The 22,132-nt window shown below is 69.0% G+C and carries 16 protein-coding genes and 1 pseudogene; 12 read left to right on the forward strand and 5 right to left on the reverse strand.

What is annotated here, in order from left to right:
* Positions 1-92 precede the first annotated feature (92 nt).
* The gene (locus AC3QLZ_RS02835; RefSeq protein WP_014237792.1) at positions 93-344 is read left to right on the forward strand and encodes a hypothetical protein; all 252 of its coding nucleotides are present in this window, start codon (positions 93-95) and stop codon (positions 342-344) included.
* A gap of 4 nt (positions 345-348) precedes the next feature.
* Here the strand turns inward: AC3QLZ_RS02835 and AC3QLZ_RS02840 are convergent, their stop codons facing one another.
* Positions 349-1,098 carry an MgtC/SapB family protein gene (locus AC3QLZ_RS02840; RefSeq protein WP_014237793.1) on the reverse strand — a complete coding sequence of 250 codons (750 nt, stop codon included), beginning with the start codon at positions 1,096-1,098 and terminating at the stop codon, positions 349-351.
* Positions 1,099-1,177: 79 nt separating this feature from the next.
* Between AC3QLZ_RS02840 and AC3QLZ_RS02845 the strand changes: the two genes are divergently transcribed.
* The 5 genes from AC3QLZ_RS02845 to pbpC all read left to right on the forward strand — a co-directional run bounded on the left by AC3QLZ_RS02845 (position 1,178) and on the right by pbpC (position 12,107).
* Positions 1,178-2,185, forward strand: coding sequence for a serine/threonine protein kinase (locus AC3QLZ_RS02845; protein ID WP_014237794.1), 1,008 nt, complete (start codon positions 1,178-1,180; stop codon positions 2,183-2,185).
* 67 nt (positions 2,186-2,252) lie between these two features.
* On the forward strand, positions 2,253-2,639 hold the full coding sequence (locus AC3QLZ_RS02850) for a glutaredoxin family protein (RefSeq protein WP_014237795.1): 387 nt from the start codon (positions 2,253-2,255) through the stop codon (positions 2,637-2,639).
* Positions 2,640-2,748: 109 nt separating this feature from the next.
* Positions 2,749-3,858, forward strand: a complete 1,110-nt coding sequence (locus AC3QLZ_RS02855) for a DUF748 domain-containing protein (protein ID WP_014237796.1) — start codon at positions 2,749-2,751, stop codon at positions 3,856-3,858.
* A gap of 289 nt (positions 3,859-4,147) precedes the next feature.
* Entirely contained in the window at positions 4,148-9,829 is a 5,682-nt protein-coding gene (locus AC3QLZ_RS02860) for an alpha-2-macroglobulin family protein (protein ID WP_014237797.1), read from the forward strand.
* 7 nt (positions 9,830-9,836) lie between these two features.
* Complete coding sequence (gene pbpC / locus AC3QLZ_RS02865) at positions 9,837-12,107, forward strand: penicillin-binding protein 1C (protein ID WP_492783308.1); 2,271 nt, start codon at positions 9,837-9,839, stop codon at positions 12,105-12,107.
* Between the two features lie 105 nt (positions 12,108-12,212).
* On the opposite strand, the gene AC3QLZ_RS02870 is transcribed toward pbpC, so the two are convergent.
* Positions 12,213-12,758, reverse strand: coding sequence for a YaeQ family protein (locus AC3QLZ_RS02870; RefSeq protein WP_492783309.1), 546 nt, complete (start codon positions 12,756-12,758; stop codon positions 12,213-12,215).
* Between the two features lie 209 nt (positions 12,759-12,967).
* On the reverse strand, positions 12,968-13,429 hold the full coding sequence (locus AC3QLZ_RS02875) for a DUF4442 domain-containing protein (protein ID WP_014237800.1): 462 nt from the start codon (positions 13,427-13,429) through the stop codon (positions 12,968-12,970).
* Positions 13,430-13,767: 338 nt separating this feature from the next.
* Here AC3QLZ_RS02875 and AC3QLZ_RS02880 point away from each other — a divergent pair, with 338 nt between their 5' ends.
* Positions 13,768-14,085, forward strand: coding sequence for an antibiotic biosynthesis monooxygenase family protein (locus AC3QLZ_RS02880; protein WP_014237801.1), 318 nt, complete (start codon positions 13,768-13,770; stop codon positions 14,083-14,085).
* Positions 14,085-14,849 (forward strand): annotated as a pseudogene (locus AC3QLZ_RS02885) (23S rRNA (adenine(2030)-N(6))-methyltransferase RlmJ); the annotation flags it as partial. The gene AC3QLZ_RS02880 and the pseudogene AC3QLZ_RS02885, both read left to right, overlap by 1 nt.
* 187 nt (positions 14,850-15,036) lie before the next feature.
* Here the strand turns inward: AC3QLZ_RS02885 and AC3QLZ_RS02890 are convergent.
* A complete protein-coding gene (locus AC3QLZ_RS02890; protein WP_014237802.1) occupies positions 15,037-15,684 on the reverse strand; it encodes an acyl carrier protein phosphodiesterase in 648 nt (215 codons plus the stop codon).
* Between the two features lie 25 nt (positions 15,685-15,709).
* Entirely contained in the window at positions 15,710-16,114 is a 405-nt protein-coding gene (locus tag AC3QLZ_RS02895; RefSeq protein ID WP_014237803.1) for a nucleotide pyrophosphohydrolase, read from the reverse strand.
* Positions 16,115-16,169: 55 nt separating this feature from the next.
* On the opposite strand from AC3QLZ_RS02895, the gene AC3QLZ_RS02900 reads away from it, so the two are divergent.
* From AC3QLZ_RS02900 to AC3QLZ_RS02915, 4 genes are all read left to right on the forward strand, one after another.
* Positions 16,170-17,738, forward strand: coding sequence for an aminoacyl-histidine dipeptidase (locus AC3QLZ_RS02900; RefSeq protein ID WP_014237804.1), 1,569 nt, complete (start codon positions 16,170-16,172; stop codon positions 17,736-17,738).
* A gap of 142 nt (positions 17,739-17,880) precedes the next feature.
* Positions 17,881-18,402 carry a gamma carbonic anhydrase family protein gene (locus AC3QLZ_RS02905; RefSeq protein WP_014237805.1) on the forward strand — a complete coding sequence of 174 codons (522 nt, stop codon included), beginning with the start codon at positions 17,881-17,883 and terminating at the stop codon, positions 18,400-18,402.
* A gap of 183 nt (positions 18,403-18,585) precedes the next feature.
* Positions 18,586-21,675, forward strand: coding sequence for a CHASE domain-containing protein (locus AC3QLZ_RS02910; RefSeq protein WP_014237806.1), 3,090 nt, complete (start codon positions 18,586-18,588; stop codon positions 21,673-21,675).
* A gap of 13 nt (positions 21,676-21,688) precedes the next feature.
* Positions 21,689-22,123: a response regulator gene (locus AC3QLZ_RS02915; RefSeq protein ID WP_014237807.1), complete on the forward strand. Its 435-nt coding sequence runs from the start codon at positions 21,689-21,691 to the stop codon at positions 22,121-22,123.
* Positions 22,124-22,132 lie beyond the last annotated feature (9 nt).

Consider the following 22,132-nt stretch of genomic DNA (forward strand, 5'->3'; position numbering starts at 1 on the left):
CGGGAAAATCCCGCGAAAGGCCGCCATTATCGCAGGAGTTGGGCGCCCCATCCGTTACAATCGCCCACTTTCAGCCAAATATCCGTTCCGCCATGGCCACTCCCCCCCTCAAAGCGCAAAAAGTCTTCGCCCTGATGCAGGTCATCGGCGGCTTCGTCGCCGCCCTGGTGCTGGGCTACTCCACCATGAACAACCTGACCCCGGGCCAGATGAGCGGCACCCAGCTGCTGCTGGCCGGCCTCACCCTGGCGGCCCTGGCCTACGCCGGCTATTTCACCCAGAAGCTGGGCAAGCTGGTGGAACAGGGCAAGGCGGAAAAGGCCGGGAGCGACACCGGCAAGTAGGGACTCAGTTGCGGGCGTGGGAGAGCTTGAAGCTGTCCACGCCCTCGAAGCTGGCCAGTTCCTCCGCCAGCTGGGTGATGGGCGTGCCGTTGGCCTTGCCCAGGGATACGGCGACGAAGCGCCATTCGGCCTGGCCGGCATCGTAGCCGATGGCAAAACTGCCCGGCGCCAGTTCGTAACCCCGCTTCAGGGCGGCCCGGGCCAGCACATCCTGGCGCGGCGTGAAGCCGGCCCGGAAACGCATGGTGATGGCCACCGCCTGCCGCGACGGCAGCCAGCCCTCCAGCCGGGACACCAGCATCATGCAGGTGGCCGACAACAGGGCCAGCAGGATGGCCGCCGCGTAGAACCCAACTCCCACCAGGATGCCGATGGCCGACGAGGCCCAGATGGAGGCCGCCGTGGTCAGGCCGCTGATGGTGAAGCCCTCGCGCATGATGACCCCGGCACCGAGAAAGCCGATGCCGGTGACGATGCCCTGGATCACCCGGGTGGGATCGGTGGCCGCGGGCTGCAATCCCTGGCCACCATACCAGTAGCCGGGATAGCCGATGATCACCACCAGGGCCGCCGAGGCCATGCAGACCAGGCCGTAGGTGCGCATGCCGGCCGCCCGGCCGTGGTAGGAGCGCTCGTAGCCGACGATGAAACCCAGCAGCAAAGCCCCCAGCAGATTGACGAAGACCAGCAGATTGGTGGCCACCTCGTCGGCGGACCAGTAGATTTTCAGCGCATCGGGACTCAGGGGAGACATGGCGGACTCCTTATGGGGCGCGGCTCTCGGGGCGGCCGGTTACAATCGGCCCATTCTACGCGCAAAGCCGGACCCCACCATGCCCGAAACCCAAGCCCCGCCGCCCTACGCCAGCCTGACCCCGGACGCGGTGCTCGACGCCCTGGAAAGCCTGGGCCTGCTGCCGGACGGCCGCCAGCTGGCCCTCAACAGCTACGAAAACCGGGTGTACCAGCTGTGGCTGGACGAGCCCCTGGCCGGCCACAACATTGTCGTCGCCAAGTTCTACCGCCCGGGCCGCTGGAGTGATGGCGCCATCCTGGAAGAACACGCCTTCACCCGGGAACTGGCGGAGCGGGAAATTCCCGTGGTCGCCCCCCTGGAAATCGGCGGCCGCACCCTGCACCACAGCGGCGAACACCGGCTCGCCCTGTTCCCCCGCCGCGGTGGCCGGGCACCGGAGCTGTCGGACCCGGACACCCTGGAATGGCTGGGCCGCTTCATCGCCCGCATCCACGCCGTCGGCGCCCTCGCCCCCTACCGGGAACGGCCGGCCCTGACCCTGCACAGCTTCGGCGAGGAGCCCCGGGACTTCCTCCTGGCCGGCGGCTTCGTTCCGCCGGAACTGAAAAACGCCTGGGAAGGCACGGTGAACGTGGCCCTGGACGGCGCCCGCCGCTGCTTCGAGCGGGCCGGCGACGTCGCCAGCCTGCGCCTGCACGGCGACTGCCACATGGGCAACGTGCTGTGGACCGATGCCGGCCCCCACTTCGTGGACTTCGACGACAGCCGCACGGGCCCGGCCATCCAGGACCTGTGGATGCTCCTTTCCGGCGACCGCCGGGAACAGCAGCGGCAGCTGGACGACGTGCTGGCCGGCTACCGGGACTTCATGGACTTCGATCCCCGGGAACTGCATCTGGTGGAGGCCCTGCGCACCCTGCGCCTGGTCCATTACAGCGCCTGGCTGGCCCGCCGCTGGAACGACCCGGCCTTTCCCGCCGCCTTCCCCTGGTTCGGCAGCCAGCGCTACTGGGAAGAACGCATCCTGGAACTGAAAGAACAGATCGCCCTGATGGACGAGGGGCCCCTGGAACTGTTCGGCTAAGGGGCTTGCGCACACCCACCGCCTCCATGACGTTAGACTGACAGCCTCGTCACCCCAAGCCTTCCCCATGCCCAAGCTGTTCCTCATCCTGATCCTGGCCGGCGCCGTCCACCTGGGCTGGCGTCACTATGCCGGCACCGATGTCGCAGGGGCCGCCACGGTTGCGGCCAGCACCTCACCCAGTCTCGACGAACTGCAGGCCCTGGCCCGCGGCGTCGGCCCCGGCGAAGTGGTGATGTACACCACCAGCGAATGCCCCTACAGTGCCCAGGCCCGCTCCTGGCTGAGCCAGTACGGATTTGCCTACACCGACTGCAACATGAGCATCGACCGCCGCTGCGAGCAGGAAATGCAGAGCTATGGCGGCAACGGCGTGCCCTACCTGATCGTGCGCGGCCACCACATGAAGGACGGCTTCGACAGCGACGAGTTCATCGCCGCCCTCAGGCGCTGAAGCCGCGGCCCCGCACCAGGCCGCCCCATCCCGGCTTTATGCCGCCAGGGTGGCGGTGCTATCCTCGCCATCGACCATCGACCTCGCCCTTCCCGTACCGACTGCTGCCATGACCCGACTCAAGCGCTGGCTCTCCGCCCTCCTCATCCTCGCCGTCACCCTGATCGTGCTCGCCGTCGCCGGCCTCCAGGTCGGCACCCGGCTGCTCAAGGACCAGGTGCAGCAGGCCCTGGGGCCCGACAGCGAAGTGGGGGAAATCCGCCTCGGCTGGAGCGAGGTGGAAATCCTCAAGCTGCGCCTCAAGGCCCCCGCAGGCTGGCCGGCGGCCGACACCCTGCGGGCCGAGCGCATCGTCGTCAGTCCCGACCTGCGCAGCCTGCTGGGCCAGCCCATCCGGGTGTCCTCCATCCGCATCGAAGGCGCCTATGTCTCGGCCCTGCGCAGCGCCGACGGCAAGATGCGGGTGGTGCCGAACCTGCTGGAACATCCGGCGCCGGCGGAGCAGGCCGAGAAGACGCCGCCGCCCCGGGTGCACCTGGGCCGCATCGAACTGACCGGCGCCGTGCTGGAATTTTTCGACGCCACGGTGCGCAAGCCTGCCCTGAAAATCCGCCTGGAACAGCTCGACGCCACGGTGCAGGACATCCAGCTGCCCGACCTTGCCGGCCGCACCCGGCTGGCCCTGGACGGCGTGCTGAAGGGCGTGCGCCAGGACGGCCGCATCAGCATCAAGGGCTGGATGGACCTGGCCACCCGGGATTCGGACATCACCAGCACCTTCCGCCAGGTGGACCTGGTGGCCCTCCAGCCCTATCTGGTGAAGGCCGCCGAAACCGGCGTCAAGAAGGGCAGCCTGGACCTGGACCTGCACTCCGTGGTCAAGGAGCAGCGCCTCAGGGCCCCAGGCAATCTGGTGCTGAACCAGCTGGAGCTGGATAGCAACGGCAGCACCTTCATGGGCATGCCGCGTCAGGCGGTGCTCGGCCTGTTGAAGGACAAGAACGGCCGCATCGACATCAAGTTCGTCCTCGAGGGCAACCTGAAGGACCCCCAGTTCCATCTCAACGAAAGCTTCGCCACCAAGGTCGGCGCCTCCATCGCCGACACCTTCGGCATCAGCTTCGAAGGCCTGGCCAAGGGCGTCGGTACCGTGGGCCAGAAAACAGTGGAAGCGGCCGAAGGCGTCGGCAAGGCCATCAAGGGGCTGTTCAGCAAGTAGCAGCGGGGAACAGGCGCTCTGCGAACGGACGGCGACCGCAGCGCCGGTGGCGCCGGCATGATCCGGCATGGAATGGACCGCCCTCACACCGCCCTTTCCTCCGCTTTGCCACAACCGACCTGGGGGCGGCGACACCCGGCGGGTCGCCACAGCTCTCGGCCCGGCTACGCCCACGACAGAGACCGATACTTTCCCTCTGCCGCGCTTGGCATGCCAATTCGCGACTCACGATCGAAGCGATCGTCATAAAATGCGACATTCCCCAGCCACCTGCCCCAAAGGCTCGCCCATGAAAAAACTGGCCCTGCTTGTCTGTAGCCTGTCCCTGACCGGTCTGGTCTCCGCCGCCACCGTGCAGCAGTTCCAGCCCCAGGGCAAGGTCGCAGACCAGACCCGCATCACGGCCCGCTTCAGCGCCGACATGGTGAAGCTGGGAGAGGCCACGGCGGCCGCGCCCTTCGAGGTGGATTGCGCCCGCATCTCCGGCGAAGGCCGCTGGGTGGATGCCCGCACCTGGGCCTGGCAACTGGCACGCGCCCTGCAGCCCGGCGAACGCTGCGTTTTCACGGTCAAATCCCAACAGCTTGCCCTGAGCGGGGAGAGCATCGGCGGCAAAACCCGTTTCGAGCTGTTCGGCGCCCCTCCCCGGCCCTGGCGCATTGTCCCGTCCCCCGGCAGCGCCATCGACGAGGAACAGGCTTTCGTCATCAACGGCGGCGGCGAGCTGGATGCCCGTTCCCTGGAAAACAATCTTTGGTGCGAAGCCGACGGCGTCGGCCAGCGTCTGCCGGCCCGGCCGGTGGCGGCCAAGGTGCGTCAGGAGGTGCTGCAACGGGTAGGCAATGGGGGCGCCGCGCCCCTGGTGGTGACCTGCAGCGAACGTCTGCCCGCCGGCAGCCGGGCCCGCCTGGTCTGGGGCGCCGGCATCCGTGCTGCCAACGGCACGCCGACGGAAAAGGAGGAGAGCTTCGTCTACAAGGTGCGGGAGCCCTTCAAGGCCACCTTCTCTTGCGAGCGGGAAAAGGCCGGTGCGCCCTGCTCCGCCCTCTCGGGCCTCAGCCTCCAGTTCAATGCCCCTTTCGATGCCAAGCAGATCGGCCAGTTCGCCCTGGTCACCCCGGAGGGCAAGCGCAAGCCCCAGGACCCCAACCAGAACAGCAGCAGCAAGAGCGACACCCTGCAATCCCTCAGCTTCCCCGGCCCCCTGCCCCAGAATGCCGAGCTGACCCTGGAAATCCCCGCCGGGCTGAAAGATGACGCGGGCCGCCCCCTGGCCAACGCCGCCAGCTTCCCCCTCAAACTGCGTACCGGCGGGCTGCCGCCCCTGGCCAAGTTTCCCGGCGCCTTCGGCATCATCGAGCTGCAGGAAGGCGGGCTGCTCCCGGTCACCCTGCGCAACGTGGAGGCCAGCCTGAAGACCGCCGGGCTGACCCTGCCGGGCCAGCACCGCTTCAGCCAGCAGCGCCTGACGGAAGATGCGGACGTGATTGCCGCCATGCTGGCCCTGGAGAAGTTCGAGCAGCAGAGCCGCAAGGTCCGCCTGAAGGTGGATGGGGAATGGCGGGAACTGATCGACCCCTACTACGCCCGGGAGCTTTCCTTCCTCCAGGGGCGAGCCGGCGTCGCCCGCCAGGAGTTGCCCAAGCCCGGCGGCAGCAGCGAGTTCGAGGTGATCGGCGTACCCCTGCAGAAGCCCGGCTACCACATCGTCGAAATCGAAAGCCAGCTGCTGGGCCAGGCCCTGCTGGCAACGCCCAAGCCCATGTACGTGCGGGCCGCGGCCCTGGTCACCAACCTGGCGGTGCATCTGAAAACGGGACGGGACAACGGCCTGGTCTGGGTCACCGCCCTGGACAGCGGCAAGCCGGTGGCCGGCGCCGAGGTGCGCATCTCCGGCTGCAACGGCCAGTCCCTCTGGCAAGGCAGCACCGATGCCCAGGGCCGGGCCCGGGTGGATCAGGCCCTGCAAGCGCCCTACTGCCGGGATACCCAGTTCCTCTTTGCCAGCGCCCGCCTCAACGGGGACTACAGCTTCGTCCGCTCCGACTGGAACGAAGGCATCGAACCCTGGCGCTTCGGCGTGGCAACCTGGGGCGAGAGCGGCGACTTCAAGATCCACTCCGTGCTCGACCGCACCCTCTTCCGTCCCGGCCAGACCCTCTCCATGAAGCACCTGGCCCGCAGCCGCAACAGCCGGGGCTTTGCCATTCCGGCAGCGGAGGAGCTACCCACCCGCCTGGTCATCCGCCACGGCGAGAGCGGTACCGAATATCCCCAGCCCCTGAGCTGGGATGCCCAGGGCGCCGCCACCAGCAGCTGGAAGGTGCCGGACTCGGCCAAGCTGGGCAACTACGAAATCGTGCTCTCCGGCGGCAAGCGGGGCGAGCAGTACACCGGGGAATTCCGGGTCGCCGACTTCCGCCTGCCGGTGTTCACCGGCAGCGTGCAGGGCGTGCCGGCCCGCCAGGTGGCGCCGGGCAAGGTGCCCCTGGCCCTGGGCCTGTCCTTCCTCAACGGCGGCGCGGCCAAGCGGGCGGAAGTCCAGGTCTCGGCCACCCTGCGCCCACGCTGGCCGGTGTACAAGAACTTCGAGGCCTACAACTTCCACATCGATTTCGATGCCGCTGCCCTGGCCGCCTTCAAGGTGGAGTCCAACCGGGAACAGGAAACCCTCATTCTCGATCGCCAGGCCGTGACCCTGGACCAGGCCGGCGCCGGCAAGCTGGAGGTGGTGCTGCCCGGCAAGCCCAAGGGACCCAGCGAGGTCTATGCGGAAATGACCTTCGCCGACCCCAACGGGGAAATCCAGACCCTGCGGGGCCAGGTGGAACTGTGGCCGGCCAATGTGGCGGTGGGCATCAAGGTGGCGGACTGGGCCTCCGGCAATGGCAAGAACCGCATCGAAGTGGCGGTGCTGGATATCCAGGGCAAGCCCGTGGCGGGCCAGGCGGTGAGCGTCAAGGCCAAGCGGCGGGTGGATTACAGCCACCGCCGGCGCATCGTCGGCGGTTTCTACGCCTACGAAAACCAGCAGGAATACCAGGACATGGGCGAAGTCTGCGCCGGTACCACGGACAGCCGGGGCCTGCTGCTGTGCGAGCCCAAGGCCGGCGAGCCGGGGGCCATCCACCTGCTGGCCGAAACCCGGGACAGCCAGGGCAACGTGGCCCGGGCCAGCACCAGCTACTGGGTCAGCGGCGGCGGCGACCTGTGGTTCACCGCCGGCAACCAGGACCGCATCGACGTCATTCCCGAAAAGCGCAGCTACCAGCCCGGGGAGACGGCCCGCTTCCAGGTGCGCACGCCCTTCCGGGAAGCCACCGCCCTGGTTTCCGTGGAGGCGGGCGGCATCATCGACACCTTCGTGCAGCCCCTTTCCCGCTTCAAGCCCACCGTGGAAATCCCGGTCAAACCCGAATGGGGGCCGAATGTCTATGTCTCCGTGCTCGCCGTGCGGGGCCGGGTGGAGCCCCTGAAATGGACCAGCTTCTTCCAGTGGGGCTGGCGCGAGCCCCTGGCCTGGTTCAAGGAATGGTGGCACCCGGAGCAGCCCACCGCTATGGTGGACCTGGCCAAGCCGGCCTACCGCCTGGGCCTGGGGGAAATCGCCGTGGGCAACGACGGCTTCCGCCTCAAGGTTGAGGTGAGCAGCGACAAGAGCGACTACCGGCCCCGGGAAGAGGCCACGGTGAAAATCCGCGTCACCACGCCGGACGGCAAGCCGGCCCCCGCCGGCAGCGAGGTGGCCTTTGCCGCGGTGGACCAGGCCCTGCTGGAACTGCGCCCCAACGACAGCTGGGACCTGCTGCAGGCCTTCCTGCAAAAGCGGGCCTATCAGGTGGAAACCGCCACCGCCCAATCCCAGGTCATCGGCAAGCGCCATTTCGGCAAGAAAGCCCTGCCCCCCGGCGGCGGCGGCGGCCGCGCCCCGGCCCGGGAACTGTTCGACACCCTGCTCAGCTGGCAGCCCCGGGTCAAGCTGGATGCCAACGGCAGCGCCACCCTCAAGGTGGCGATGAACGATTCCCTCAGCGAATTCCGCCTGGTGGGTGTGGCCACGGCCGGGGCCGGCCTGTTCGGCAGCGGCAGCAGCAGCGTGCGCACCCGGCAGGACCTGCAGATCATCTCCGGCCTGCCGCCCCTGGTGCGGGAGGGCGACCATTTCAAGGCCCTGGTCACCCTGCGCAACGGCACCGCCCGCCAGATGACGGTGCGCCTCCAGGCCCGCCATGGCAGCCAGAGCCTGCCCGAACGCCAGGTCGTCCTGGCCGCCGAAGGGGCCGCCGAACTCAGCTGGGAGGCGGACGCCCCCGATGGTGCCAACCACCAGGACTGGGAATTCACCGCCAAAGAAGAAGGCGGCAAGGCCCAGGATGCCCTGAAGATTACCCAGCAGGTCGCCCCCGCCGTGCCGGTGACGGTGCAGCAGGCCACCTTCACCCGGGTCGACGGCAAGTACGAGGTCGGCGTCAGTCCGCCGGCCGGCGCCCTGCCCGGCAAGGGCGGGCTGGAGATCAGCCTGTCGCCCAAGCTGGCGGTGCCGCCGCCGGGCCTGCGCCGCTTCTTCGAGGAGTACCCCTTCTCCTGCCTGGAGCAGAAGACCTCCGTCGCCGTCGGCCTCAACGATGCCGGGCGCTGGCAGGCCGTGGCCGACAGCCTGCCCGGCATGCTGGACAGCAACGGCCTGGCCGGCTACTTCCCCGGCACCCCGGGCAGCGCCACCCTGACGGCCTATCTGCTCGACCTCACCACCCTGGCCGGCTTCACCGTGCCGGAGGAGAGCAAGCGGCGCATGCTCCAGGGCCTCACCGCCTACGCCGAAGGCCGACTGCGCACCGGGGAATGGGCACCCGCCAGCTACGGCGACCCGCTGCTGCTGCGCCGCCTCAACGCCCTGCAGGCCCTGGGCCGGCAGGGTGTGCAACTGCCGCGCACGGTGGCGGCCCTGGAGGTCGATCCCCTGCGCCTGCCCACGGCGGCCCTCATCGACTGGTATCTGGTGCTGCAGCGCACCGCCGACCTGCCCCAGCGCAGCAAGCGCCTGGCCGAGGCCCAGCAGGAACTGCGCAACCGCCTCTCCTACACCGGCGGCCGCCTGACCTTCACCACGGAACGGGAAGACTACTGGTGGTGGATGATGCTCAACGCCGACGCCAACGCCTTCCGCCTCATCGAGGCCATGCTCGACAACCCGGCCTGGCAGGAGGACCTGCCGCGCCTGGTGCAGGGCGCCATGGAGCGCCAGGTGCGGGGTCGCTGGCTGACCACCACAGCCAATGCCTGGGCCCGGGTCACCCTGGACCGCTTCGCCCGCAAGTTCGAGCGGGAGCCGGTGACCGGCAGAACCGTGGCCAGCCTGGCAAAAGCCAGTGCCGAGGTGGACTGGCGCCAGGCCGGCGCTGCCCAGCCTGCCCCCCTGGCCCTGCCCTGGCCCAATCCGGCCGGCAAGGAGGACAAGCTGCAGCTGAGCCACCAGGGCAGCGGCAAGCCCTGGGCCACCGTGCAGGTGCTGGCGGCCGTGGCCGACGGCCCGGCCCGGGCCATGGGCTACCGCATCAGCCGCAAGGTGGCGCCGCTGCAGGAGAAGACCCCGGGCAAGGTCAGCCGCGGCGATCTGTGGCGCGTGACCCTGACGGTGGATGCGGACCAGGATATGACTTGGGTGGCCCTGAGCGACCCCATTCCCGCCGGTGCCCGCATCCTGGGCGACGGCGACGGGCGGGACAGCGCCATCGGCACCCTGGATGAGAACCGGGACGCGCACGGCCTGCGGCCCAGCTACGTGGAGCGCAGCTTCAGCGCCTTCCGGGCCTATTACCAGTGGCTGCCCAAGGGCCGCTTCGTCCTGGAATACACCCTGCGCCTCAACAACAGCGGCGACTTCGCCCTGCCGCCGACCCGGGTGGAGGCCCTCTACGCCCCCGACGTGTTCGGCGAAGTGCCCAACAGCCGGATCAAGGTTGGCGACTAGACCGGCCGTGCCGCGCTCTTCAGGCTTTGGGGAGCCCCGCCCGCCGCTGCGGCGACGGGCGCTGCTCCCCACCCTGGCCCTGCTTCTGGGGCTGGCCGCGCCTGCTGCCCAGGCCCTGCCGGACTACGCCCAGGTGCGCCGGGAATACCGGGCCTCCGACGCCACCCTGCTGGCCCGGGACGGACAGGTGCTGCAGAGCCTGCGCCTCGACCGCAACGTCCGGCGCCGGGCCTGGACGCCCCTGGCGGAAATCTCCCCAGCCCTGGTGCGGGCCGTCATCGTCTCCGAAGACCGGCGCTTCATGGAGCATGACGGCGTGGACTGGCGCGCCGCCGGCAAGGCCGCCTGGAGCAATTTCTGGGGCAGCCGCACCCGGGGCGCCAGCACCCTGACCATGCAGCTGGCCGGCCTGCTGGAGGAGGACGGGCAGCGCCGGGGCCGCCGCTCCTTCCTCGACAAGCTCGGCCAGTCCATGGCGGCGGGACGCCTGGAGCGCACCTGGAACAAGCGCCAGATCATCGAGGCCTATCTCAACCTGGTGCCCTTCAGGGGCGAGCTGCAGGGCGTCGGCGCCATGAGCCAGGAGCTGTTCGGCAAGTGGCCCCACGGCCTGGACGAGCGGGAATCCGCCCTGGCTGCTGCCCTGCTGCGCTCCCCCAATGCCGCCCCCGCCGTGGTGGCCCGCCGGGCCTGCCGCCTGCTGGCGGAAATGGGCCGGGAACAGGAATGCAGCGACGCCCAGGCCTTCGCCGCCTATGTGGACTACGCCCTCAGCGGCGCCCAGCGCACGCGCCAGGCCCCCGCCCCCCAACTGGCGCCCCACCTGGCCCGCAAGCTGCTGGAGCAACCCGGCCAGGCCCTGCGTTCCAGCCTGGATGCTGACCTGCAGCAGTTCGCCAGCCACGCCCTGCGGCGCCACCTCCATGCCCTGCGGCACCAGAACGTGGAAGACGGCGCGGTGCTGGTGCTGGACAACGCCAGCGGCGAAATCCTGGCTTGGGTCGGCTCCAGCGGCGACCTCTCGGAGGCGGCGGAAGTGGATGGGGTCACCGCCCTGCGCCAGGCCGGCTCCACCCTCAAGCCCTTTCTCTACGCCCTGGCCTTCGAACAGCGGGCCCTGACGCCCGCCTCCCTCATCGAGGATGCGCCCCTGGCCCTGGATACGGGCAACGGCCTCTACGCTCCCCAGAACTACGAGCCCCACTACCAGGGCTGGGTCTCGGTGCGGCGCGCCCTGGCCGGCTCCCTCAACGTGCCGGCGGTGCGCACCCTGGTGCGCCTGGGGCCCGAGCCCTTCCGCCGCAAGCTGTTGCAGGCCGGCCTGGCCAGCCTCAACCAGGATGGCGACTGGTACGGCTACAGCCTGGCCCTGGGCTCGGCGGATATTTCCCTGCTGATGCTGGCCAACGGCTACCGCAGCCTGGCCAACGGCGGCCGCTGGAGCCCTCTGCGGGCCGTGCCTGCCGCCGCTGCCGGCAGCAATGGCAAGGCCCAGCCCATTCCCTGCCGCCGCGAAGGCTGTGCCGGGGTTTTCAGCGACGTGCCCCGCCCGGCCTTCACCGCGGCGGCGGCCTTCCTGGTGGGAGACATCCTGGCCGACCGCAATGCCCGGGCTTCCACCTTCGGCCTGGAATCCTGGCTCGCCACGCCCTACTGGAGCGCGGTCAAGACCGGCACCAGCAAGGACATGCGGGACAACTGGTGCGCCGGCTATTCCCGTCGCTACACCGTGGCAGTGTGGGTGGGCAATGCCGGCGGCAGCCCCATGCACGACGTTTCCGGCATCAGTGGTGCGGCGCCGGTGTGGCGGGAAGTCATGGACTGGCTGCACCGGGGCGATCCGGCCCGGGCCCGGCCACCCCAATCCAGCCGGCCGCCGCCGGCCCCCGCCGGCGTGGTGCGCCAGAGCATCCGCTTCGAACCGGCCCGGGAACCGGCCCGTCAGGAGTGGTTCCTGGCCGGCACCGAGCAGGCGGTCATCCGCCAGGCCGGCGGCCAGGCCCTGGGCCGCATCGCCTACCCGGCCGACGGCACCATCCTGGCCCTGGACCCGGACATTCCGCCCAGCCGGCAACGCATCGAACTGCGCCTGAGCGGCCCCGCCGCCCCGGGCTGGCACTGGCAACTCGACGGCAAGCGGCTGGCCGCCGCCCAACCGGCGCCCCGCTGGCTGCCCCAGCCCGGCCGCCACCGCCTGCAGCTGGTGGATGCCCGGCAGCGGGTGATCGACGAGGCCGCCTTCGAAGTCCGGGCCCTGAAAGGGAAAAGCCGGCGCTGACGCTGCCGGGCAGAGGAAGCCCTGGCCCCCATGAAAAGGGGCGAAAAAAAAGGCCGAAAAAAAGGCCGGTGGTCCCGGCCTTTTTTCATTTCCTGCACATTCCGTTCATTCCTTGTACAGCCACTTCACCGGCTCGATATTCACCGTGCCCTTGTCGCAGCCGACCAGGACATGGCCGTCCTGGATGGTGCAGGAGAGGCTCATGGTGCGGTCGGCCAGTTCGGCAAGGGCGCGGCTCTGGGCTTCGGGGATGAACAGCACGGTGAGCTTTTCCTGGCGCTCCACCTTGCTGGCCAGCTGGGACCACCAGATTTCCGCCGCCCGGCCGCCGTAGGCCATGACCAGCACCTGGGCAGAACGGGAGAGGCCCTTCTTGATGCGCTTCTCGTCCGGCAGGCCCACTTCGATCCACTGCTCGATGGCTTCGGTGTAGTCCTTGCGCCACAGGTCCGGCTCGTCGTCGTCGGAGAGGCCCTTGCAGAAGGCCAGACGCTCGTCGGCGTTGAGGGCGAAGGCCAGCAGGCGCACCATCATGCGCTCGTCGGTTTCCGACGGGTGCCGGGCCAGGGTCAGGGAATAATCGGCGTAGTGGTGCCGGTCCATGTCGGCGACGCTGAGGTCGGCCTTGAATACGGTGGATTTGAGAGCCATAGGGCGGGCATTTTACCCGCACTTGGGACAACGGCGGGGGCCGTGGCGCCGCTCATGGCGCCTCAGGGCCGCGGCGGCCGGGTAATGCCGGGTCCTGCTGCCTTGCAGGGCACTGCCCCGGGAGGCAATAGGGACGGGCATGAGCGGCATGCCTGCCCGGAGAATGGCGTCCTTCCTGCATCCCGGGCCGGCAGCCGTTCAGCCGCCTTTCAGCCCTCGCCCCGGGCCCGCCGCTTGCGCCGCACGTAGACGGTCTTGTGCACCCGGGCCACCACCTGCCCGGCCTCGTCCACCACGTCGATGTGAAACTCGGGCAGGTATTTGTCGCCGCCGGCGGTGCGGGCCACGATCTCCTCCAGGGTGGCGTCATCCACCTTGAACAGGGCCTTGACCACGCCCTTGCCCGGAGCCACGAAGTCGATCACGGCCCGCTGGTCCCACACCAGGTAGTCCTTGCCCAGGCGCTGCATGAGCAGCAGCATGTACCAGGGATCGGTCATGGCGAAAAGGCTGCCGCCGAAATGGGTGCCGACGTAATTGCGGTTGTACCAGCGCAGGCGCAGTTCCACTTCCGCCTCCCGGTAGTCGGGGGCGATGCGGGGGCTGCGGATGCCGGTGAACAGGAAGGGCGGCCACAGGTTGATGAGGCGGCGGAAGGTGCTGGCTTTCATGAATCTCTCGTCGGGAAAGGGGATGGGCAATGGCCGGCCGGGCCACGGCGCGCCGGGCGGCATCCGCGGCGGTCAGCTCGGACCCGTGACCACGGCGCGATGGGCCAAAGCCGGAGCCTCCGGCATTGCTCACGGTCGGCCATCGCCGGCCATTGCGTTAATTCAAACGATCGTTTGACTTCTATTTTCCCCAAGAGTTGCCTGCCCCGGCAAGCCCTTTTTTGCCCCCGACCCATTCTTGCGCCGGGCCGGGAGCCGCGCCCCGCCTGGCGACTGCCGGGGCGGGCGAAAGTCCGCTAATATCCGCCCCCTCGACCGCCATTTCCCGGAGCCCGCCCATGTTCCTCGCCATGAACCGCTTTCGCATCAAGCCGGGCAGCGAAGCCGCCTTCATCGAACACTGGCAAAAGCGGGAAAGCTATCTGGCCGAAGTCCCGGGCTTTCTCGGCTTCCACCTGCTGCAACTGGAACCCCTGGGCGACGACCCGGGCGAATTCACCCTCTTCGCCTCCCACACCATGTGGGCTTCGCAACAGGCTTTCGAGGACTGGACCCAGTCGGAGGCCTTCCGCAAGGCCCACGCCAACGCGGCCCTGACGCCCCGGGAACTCTACGTCGGCCCGCCCCAACTCGAACTTTTCAAGGCTGTAATCTAATGCTCAGCTACCGCCACGCCTTCCACGCCGGCAACCACGCCGACGTCCTCAAGCATCTGGTTCTGCTCCAGCTGCTCGACTACCTGACCCAGAAGGACAAGGCCCTCTACGTCATCGACACCCACGCCGGCGCCGGCGCCTACGACCTGAAGTCGGACTACGCCAAGAAGCTAGCCGAATTCCAGGGCGGCATCGGCCGCCTGTGGGAAGTGCCTCCTGCCGACCTGCCGCCGGCCCTGGCCGACTACGTGGCCCGCATCCGCCAGTTCAACGGCAACGAGGCCAACGGCCCCCTGCGCCTCTACCCCGGCTCCCCCTGGCTGGCCCAGCAGGGCCTGCGGGACATCGACCGGCTGCGCCTGTACGAGCTGCACAGCACCGACGCCCGCCTGCTGGCCGCCAACTTCAAGGATGCCGGCCGCCAGGTCCAGGTCACCTCCGGCGACGGCCTGGCCGGCATGAAGGCCCTGCTGCCGCCTCCGTCGCGCCGGGCCCTGGTGCTGATCGACCCCTCCTACGAGGTCAAGACCGACTACGCCACCATCTACAAATCCCTGCAGGACGCCCTGCAGCGCTTCGCCACCGGCACCTACGCCGTCTGGTATCCCTGTCTCAACCGCCCCGAATCCCGCCAGTTTCCCGACCGCCTGAAGCGCCTGCCGGCCAAGGACTGGCTCCACGTCTCCCTGCACGTGCGTTCGCCGGACGCGGACGGCTTCGGCATGGCCGGCAGCGGCATGTTCATCCTCAACCCGCCCTGGACCCTGGCCGCCACCCTGAAGGAAGTGCTGCCCCGGCTGGTGGAACTGCTGGCGGAAGAAGGGGATGCCGGCAAGGGCGCCCACTTCGTCCTGGAGAGCGGCGCCGGTGGCACCCTCGGCGATACGCCGCTACGCCCGGAGCGGGCCCGGCCGACGGTGTTCAATCCCCGGGGCAGCGCCGGTTTTCCGTCTAATACGGCGGGCCGGAAGGCGCCCCGCGCGCCTGCCGCCAGCGCCGGGCAAAAGCCTGGGCGTCCGGCAGGAAAGCCCGGCAATCCGCCGCAAAGCCCGCGTAATCCTGCAGCAACTCCGCGCCCGCCCCGCAAAGGGCCGTCCGGGCGCTCGGGCGCGTAAAGCGCTGGGCCATGCGGTCCAGGGCCAGGGCGATGATCTCCGGCTCCCGGTAGGAGGCCAGCCAGTCGTCGCCCCGCATGCGCGGCAGGATGGCCGCCAGCCGCTGCGGCAGGGCCGGCCCCAGCTCTTCTGCCTGGGCGTAAAGGCCGGCGGAAAACTGCGCCAGCCCCCGGGGCAGATCGCCCGCCGCCAGGGCTGACCACTCGGCCCAGTCCCGGGCCAGGAAGTGGTCGTAGAACAGATCCACCATGATCCCCGCCACCCGGCGCCGTGCCGGGCTGATGCGCTCCCGGCTGCGGCAGAAGGCGGGATGGGTTTCGGCAAAGCTGTCCAGGCGCCGGTGCAGTTCCACCCCGGCCAGCACCTCCGCCGGCAGGCCGCCCGGAGCATTGTCCAGAGGCCCCTTGACGAAGTCGCCGAGGAAGCCGCCTAGGCGGTGCTCCGCTACCTCGCCGCCCAGATAGGCGTGGGCCAGGAAGTTCATGGCTGCCCCCGGCGGTGCTCCCGGCTCACTCCAGCTCCGTGTATTTGCGCGAGGAGCCCCGGGCCTTCTCCACCGGATACTTGGCCGCGTTCTTGCCGATCTTGGCCAGGGCCGCCGCCGGCAGGTCGATGCCCGCCTCCGCCGTCAGCAGCAGCAGGTACAGCAGTACGTCGGCGCATTCGTCGGCCAGGGCCTCCCGCCCCGCCGGGTCCGCCACCAGGGCGGCCATGTCGGCGTCGCTCTTCCACTGGGTCAGCTCCAGCAGTTCGGCCGCCTCCAGGTTGAGGGAGACGATGAGGTGACGCAGGCTGTGGAACTGCTTCCAGTCCCGCTCGTCGCGGAAGGCCAGGATGGCCTCGGTCAGCCGCTGCAGATCGGACGGGGAGCGGGATTCAGGGTCGGCAGGGACGGGCATTTCTGCTAAGGTCATGGGCTTTTCAATGTTGGACGGGGCGGACCGTGATTATGCCCCGACGCACCGGACCATGACCGACTCTGCCCCCTCTTCTGCCCCCACTGCCGCCTCCTCTGTCTCTGCCGCACCCGCCCTCTCCCCCCGCGTCGCCGCCTACCAGCCCACGCCCGACTTCCCTTTCGCCGACCTGCAGCCCGTCGCCGTGTGGCGCCATTTCGCCGCCCTCTGCGCCATTCCGCGCCAGTCCAAGCACGAAGCCGCCCTGCGCGACCACCTGGCGGCCTGGGCTGAGGGCCGGGGCCTGGCCAGCGAGCAGGACGGCGTCGGCAACCTGGTGATCCGCAAGCCCGGCAGCCCGGGCCGGGAACAGGAGGCCGGCGTCATCCTGCAGGGCCACCTGGACATGGTCTGCCAGCAGAACAGCGGCACCGGCCACGATTTCCAGCAGGACCCCATCCGCCCCGTACTGAAGGACGGCTGGCTGCTGGCGGAGAACACCACCCTGGGCGCCGACAACGGCATCGGCGTGGCCCTGGCCCTGGCCGCCCTGGAAGCCGACGGCCTCTCCCATCCGCCCCTGGAAGTGCTGCTCACGGTGGACGAGGAAGCGGGCATGGGCGGCGCCCTGGGCCTGGCCCCGGGCCTGCTGCGGGGCCGCTACCTGATCAACATCGACACCGAGGAATGGGGCCACCTGTACCTGGGCTGCGCCGGCGGCATGGACGTCAATGTGACCTATCCCTACAGCAGCGAGCCGGCCCCGGCGGGCTGGACGGTGGCCAAAATCTCCCTCACCGGCCTCAGCGGCGGCCACTCGGGCATCGACATCCACAAGGAGCGGGGCAACGCCATCAAGCTGCTGGTGCGCCTGCTAGGGGAACTGGGCCAGCAACTCGGCGCCGAGGCCTGGCGCCTGCTGCAGCTGGAAGGGGGCACCGCCCGCAACGCCCTGCCGCGGGAGGCCTTCGCCACCGTGATCCTGGACCCGGCCTGCCTGGCCGAGATCGAGGCGACCCTGGCTACGGGCGCCCAGGCCCTTGCCCGGGAGCTGAAGGGGGTTGAAAACGGCCTATCCGTGCGCCTCTCCGAGCTGCCCTCCCTGGCCGGTCCGGCCATGGCCCCCGCCGCCCAGCGCCAGCTGCTGGCCGCCCTCAACGCGGCGCCCCACGGCGTTGCCCGCATGAGCCAGAGCGTGCCCGGCATCGTCGAAACCTCCAACAACCTGGGGGTGCTCAGCGTCGCCAACGGCCAGGCCCGGGCCAACTTCATGGTGCGCTCCCTGGTGGATTCCGCCGCCCAGGCCCATGCCCGGCGCATCGCCGACCTCTTCGGCCTGATCGGCGCCGACTGCCAGCTCACCGACGGCTACTCCGGCTGGAAGCCCAACCCGGATTCGCCCCTGCTGGCCCTGGCCCAGCAGGTCTATGCCGCACAGTTCGGCGGCAGCGCCCAGGTGGAGGTGATCCACGCCGGCCTCGAATGCGGCATCATCGGCGCCAAGTACCCGGGCCTGGACATGCTCTCCTTCGGCCCCACCATCCACGGCGCCCACGCTCCCGGCGAGCGGGTCGAGGTGGAAACGGTGGCCAGGAGCTGGCAGTTCCTGGTGGCCCTCCTGGCCGCCCTGCCCCGGGCCTGACAAACCTTTGCCACAGAGGGCACAGAGAACACAGAGGCGGGCAAAAGCCAAACCGTATCAGCAGGCAGGCCAGCTGCCATAGCCGCCTCTCTGTGATCTCTGTGCCCTCTGTGGCTAAAAAAACAAACCCCAGGAGCCCCCCATGCCCATCTACAAGATCGACCAGAAGACGCCCCAGATCGCCGCGAGCGCCTGGGTCGCCCCCAACGCCACGGTGATCGGCGACGCCCGCCTGGGTGACAACGTCTCCATCTGGTGGAACGCCGTGCTGCGGGGCGACAACGACCCCATCCACATCGGCGCCAACAGCAACATCCAGGACGGCTCCGTGCTGCATACGGACGAAGGCGTGCCCATGCACATCGGCGCCAACGTCACCGTGGGCCACATGGTCATGCTGCACGGCTGCACCGTGGGCGACAATTCCCTGATCGGCATCGGCAGCGTCATCCTCAACCGGGCGGTGATCGGCAAGCACAGCATCGTCGGCGCCAATACCCTGATCCCGGAAGGCAAGGTCTTCCCCGACGGGGTGCTGATCGTCGGCTCCCCCGGCAAGGTGGTGCGGGAGCTGAGCGAGGAGGAAAAGGCCCGGCTGCAAAAGAGCGCCGACCATTACGTGGACAACGCCCGCCGCTACGCCAGCAGGCTGGTGGAGCTGTAGGCCTGGCGGGCTGCGCCAGGCAGCGGCAGAAGGCCGGGAGCGACCCCGGCCTTTTTTATATCCGTAGAACTACTTAAGTCTTTATTCCTACTACTTTTTTCGTATGTCGCCACCATAGTCTTTTCCCCATAATGGCCTGGAAAATAACCAGAACCAAGGCTGCCACAGCCTGGAGACAAGACCATGACGGCACATCCCCAGCCGCCGCCCCGGCTCTCCCGGGGGCAAGCCCTGCTGTTGCACCCGGCCAGCCCCTGGGCGGTCCTGACCATTGCCCTGGCCCTGAGCCTGTGGTTCTGGCGCACGTCCGTCGCCACCAACGACCGCATCACTGAGGAACGCTTCCAGCGCTACGTGGCCGAGGCCAGCCAGCGCATCACCCTGCGCATGCAGGAGCACGAGCAGATTCTGCGCGGCGCCGTCGGCCTGATCCTGTCCTCGGATGACGTCACCCGGCAGGAATGGCGGGACTTCTTCCAGGCCCTCAACCTGAAGGAACACTACCCGGGCATCCTGGCCCTGGGCTATACCGTCATGCTCAAGGCGGAAGAGCGGGCGGCCTACGAAAAACAGGTGCGCCAGGAAGGCTTTCCCGACTTTGCCATCAGCCCCCGGGGCGACCGTCCCGTCTACAGCAGCATCCACCTGATCGAGCCCTTCTCCGAGCGCAACCAGCGGGCCTTCGGCTACGACATGTATTCGGACCCGACCCGCCGCGCCGCCATGGAACTGGCCCGGGACCGCAACAGTGCCGCCCTCACCAGCCGGGTCACCTTGGTGCAGGAGGACGGCCACGACATCCAGGCCGGCACCGTGCTCTACATGCCGGTGTATCGCCCCGGCCAGCCCCTGGAAACCACCGCCCAGCGCCGCCAGGCCCTGCTCGGCTTCGTCTACAGCCCTTTCCGTATGGGCGACCTGATGACCGACATCCTGGGCCACTGGGGCCGGGAACTGGACTTCGAGATCTACGACGGCGCCCCCTTCAGCGAAGCCAACCGCCTCTACGCCACCCGTAGCGGCATCACCGACAGCAGCGGCATCCGCCGCACCCAGGTGACCCTGGCCTTGCCCATGCGCGAATGGACCCTGCGCTTCCAGAGCACCCCGGCCTTCGAGGCGGAACTGGAGCAGCATTCCTCCCTCATCATCCTGGCCACCGGCGGCACCATCAGCCTGCTGCTGCTGCAGCTGCTACGCAGCCTGGCCCGGGAAGTGCGGCAACAGCAGGGCAACCAGGCCGCCCTGGCCCAGGAGCACCGGCGCCTGGCCAGCATCGCCCGCCTGCGCGACGCCTACATCCGGGGCCACGACGGTCACACCATCTTCGCCCTGGTGCTGACGGAAATCCTCGATCTCTCCAACAGCCAGTTCGGCTACATCACCGAACTGAGCTACCGCCCCGACGGCGAGCCGGTGCAGCGCTTCCTCGCCCTCTCCGACATTGCCTGGGACGAGGCCAGCCGTCAGCAATACGCCGGAGCGGCCGCGGGCCGCATGCAGTTCGTCGGCCTCAACGGTCTCTACGCCGCCGCCATCGACAGCGGCGCGGCAGTCATCGCCAACGATCCGGCACATCATCCCCGGCACAACGACCGCATCCCGGCCGGACATCCGCCCATGCAGGCCTTCCTCGGCCTGCCCATCTTCCGCGACGGCCGCATCGTCGGCAGCGTCGGCCTGGCCAATCGGCCCGGCGGCTACGACCAGGCCCTGGCCGACTACCTGCAGCCGGTGGTGGACAGCTGCTCCCAGCTGATCGACGCCCTCAAGGACCAGCAGGCCCTGCAGGAAAGCGAGAACCAGCTGCGCCAGCTGTGCAATTCCCTGCAGCAGCTGATCTGGACTGCGACGCCGGACACCCGTTGCGACTTTCTCAGCCGCCAGTGGGAGGAATACACCGGCCGGCCGGCAAGCGAGCAGCTGGGCCGGGCCTGGATGGCCCAGATCCACCCGGAGGACCAGGGCCGCCTCAACGCCGCTTGGGAAAGCTGCATCGCCCGGGGCGAGAACCTGCGCATCGACCTGCGCATCCGCCGCCACGACGGTCAGTACCGCTGGTTCGACACCCGGGCCTCGGCCCTCAAGGACCGGGAAGGCAAGCTGATCCGCTGGATCGGCAGCAACACGGACGTGCAGGTGGAGCGGGAAATGATGGCGGCCCTCAGCGAAGCCCGCCGCATCATTTCCCAGGGCCAGCGCCTCGGCCACTTCGCCAGCTGGGCGGCGGACCTCAAGCAGGGCCGCTGGTTCATCCCCGACTTCACCCCCATCGTGGACTGGCCGCCGGGCGAGTACAACTGCGCCCAGCTGCTGCAGCTGGCCCACGCCGAAGACGTGGCGAACCTGCAGCAGGCCTGGCGCGAGGCCGAGGCCGGTACGGCCCCCTTCGACATCAAGTGCCGCATCCGGCACCGGGGCGAACTGCGCTGGGTCCATCTCACGGCGGAATTCGAACGCACCCCGGAGGGCAAGGCCGAGCGCGCCGCCGGCGTGGCCCGGGACATCACCCGGGAAGTGGCGGCGGAAGAGCAGATCCGCCAGTTCAACGACAGCCTGGAACGGCGGGTGAAGGAGCGCACCGCCGAGCTGGCGGCGGCCAACCACGAGCTGGAAGGCTTCGCCTACGCCGTCTCCCACGACCTGCGGGCGCCCCTGCGGGCCATCACCGGCTTCAGCCAGGCGCTGCTGGAGGACTACGGCGACAAGCTGGAAGGCGAGGCCAGGGAATTCCTCGACGAGATCATCCGCGGCGGCCGCCACCTGGGAGAACTGATCGACGGCCTGCTCACCCTCTCCCGCTGCACCCGGGGCGAACTGCGCCGGGAGCCGGTGGACATCTCCGCCCTGGCCGAGGCCATGGCCCGGGAAATCCGCAGCCACCAGCGGGGCGCCCATTTCACCCTGGAGGTGGAACCCGGCATCCAGGTCCACGGCGATCCCGCCATGCTGGAAGTGGTGATGCGCAACCTCATGGAAAACGCCTGGAAGTATTCGGCCCACCAGAAGGCGCCCCACATCCGCGTCTACGCCGACAGCATCACCGCCGACACCGTCGCCTGGTGCGTCGCCGACAACGGCGCCGGCTTCGACATGAACTACGCCAACAAGCTGTTCAAGCCCTTCCAGCGCCTGCACCGGCAGAGCGAATTTGCCGGCACCGGCATCGGCCTGGCCACGGTGCAACGCATCATCCACCGCCACGGCGGCGACATCACGGCCTCCTCGGCGGTGAACCAGGGCGCCGTCTTCCGCATCACCCTGCCCACTTGAAAGGACCCGAACCATGGACAAGAACATTCTGCTGGTGGAAGACAACGACCAGGACGAAAAGCTGATCCTGCGGGCCCTGCGCAAGGTGAACCTGGCCAACCAGGTGGACGTGGCCCGGGACGGCCAGCAGGCCCTGGACTACCTCTTCGCCGAAGGCGAGTTTTCCGGACGGGCCGGCCAGCCCCTGCCCACCGTGGTGCTGCTGGACATCAACCTGCCCCGCATCAGCGGCCTGGACGTGCTCAAGCGCCTGCGCGCCGATTCCCGCACCCACCTGCTGCCGGTGGTGATGCTGACCTCCTCCGACGAAGAGCAGGACCGCCTCGCCTCCTACGAGGACGGCGCCAACAGCTTCGTGCGCAAACCCCTGGATTTCGGCGAATTCGCCGAAACCGTGGCCCGCATGGGGGTGTACTGGCTGGCCACCAACATACCGCCGAAGAACTGAGAGGAGGCT

This window comes from Azospira sp. MPR-LB4 (assembly GCF_058809525.1).